Source organism: Parafannyhessea sp. (genome assembly GCF_051876455.1).
Lineage (GTDB): Bacteria > Actinomycetota > Coriobacteriia > Coriobacteriales > Atopobiaceae > Parafannyhessea.
Genome location: NZ_JBJEHW010000223.1, coordinates 1 through 1599, shown reverse-complemented (window position 1 = coordinate 1599; position 1599 = coordinate 1). Strand labels below are relative to the sequence as shown.

The 1599-nt window shown below is 66.4% G+C and carries 1 protein-coding gene; it reads left to right on the top strand.

Annotated features, from left to right (window positions below; genetic code table 11):
* Window positions 1-172 precede the first annotated feature (172 nt).
* Window positions 173-1462 carry an IS256 family transposase gene (locus ACI38Z_RS09240; RefSeq protein WP_439789913.1) on the top strand — a complete coding sequence of 430 codons (1290 nt, stop codon included), beginning with the start codon at window positions 173-175 and terminating at the stop codon, window positions 1460-1462.
* Window positions 1463-1599: the final 137 nt, after the last annotated feature.

Below are 1599 nucleotides of genomic sequence, written 5' to 3'. Positions count from 1 at the left end.
CTTGCGAACGCGACCGTCTTTTTGGTCTGCGGTTCCCTTGCTTATTGCGAGGGAAGATTGTGTCTAGAAAGTTGGTGTAAGCCCCAAGGCATCGCCGCACACGAAACCGCGGCCGCCGCCCTAGAATCTGAAATCGCGACAGATCGGATTCGTGGAAGGGACGACGACCGCATTGGAAATCATACCAGAGGAGGCCCTCGCGGCCTCGAGGATGCCGCGCTTCGAGGACGGCACAATCAACCTGCAGGAGCTCATCCGCCGGCTGACGGAGACCGTGGTCAACGGCGTGATGGACGCCGAGGCGGACGAGATGTGCGCCGCGCATGGCAACAGCAGGAACGGGTACAGGGAGCGCAGGCTCACGACCTGCGTGGGGACGATCACGATGCGCGTCCCCAAACTCAGGACCGGGAGCTTCTTCCCCGAGGACGTGATCGAGCGCTACCAGAGGGTCGACAGGGCGCTCGTCGCCGCCGTCTCCGAGATGTACGCGACCGGCACCAGCACCAGGAAGGTGCAGCAGGTGGCGAGGGCGATGGGCGTCGACAGGCTCTCGAAGGACCAGGTGAGCGCGATGGCCAGGAGCCTCGACGAGGACGTGGAGGAGCTGCTCTCCCGCGACCTCTCCGGGCTGAGGACGCCCTACCTCTGGCTCGACGCGACGTACGTCAAGTGCAGGAGGGACGGCCGCGTCGCCTCCACGGCCGTCGTCACGGCGATCGGCTGCGACGAGAGGGGCTGGAGGCACGTCCTGGGCATCGCCGTCGTGGACACGGAGTCCTACGACTCCTGGCTCGGGTTCCTGAGGGGCGTCAGGGCGCGCGGCGTGAGCGGCGTGCGCCTCGTCACCTCCGACGCCCACGAGGGGCTGAGGAGGGCGGTCGCCGAGGTGTTCCAGGGCGCGGCGTGGCAGCGCTGCGTCGTGCACCTCATGCGCGACTGCATGCGAGAGGCGAGGGGCGGGCAGCTCAGGAGGCGTGTCGGCAGGATCGTGGCACCGGTCTTCCGAGCCAAGGACGCCGACGTCGTGCGCGCCATGTACCACCTCGCCTGCGACATGCTCCGGGAGTGCTGCCCGAAGGCGGCGCGCGTGCTCGAGGACGCCGAGCCGGACGCGCTCGCGTACCTCGACTTCCCCGCCTCGCACTGGAAGCGCCTCAGGACCAACAACCTTCAGGAGCGCACCAACCGCGAGATAAAGCGCAGGTCGAAGGTCGTGCAGGTCTTCCCGTCCGTCGCGTCCCTCGAGCGCCTCGTGGGCGCGGTGATGTGCGACCAGGACGAGGACTGGAGCGACGCAAGATACTTCGCGGAGAGGGTGATGGCCGAGCTCTACGACGAGAAGCGCGAGGGGACGAAGGCCGAGCCGCCCACCCCCGAGAGGCGGGAGGAGCTGCTCTCGATCGCCAGGAAGGCGATCGACGCAAGCCTCGAGCTTGCGGACAAGATGGAGGCAGCATAGGATAGGAGACTGATTTCAGATTCGGGACGACGACCCGGTCTCTGGCGGGAGATGCCGTTACACCATCTTTTCCGACACTACCGAGGCTCTTACTAATGTCAACGTCGCGAACGGTGGCAGCTTCCAGCTCTCTGACG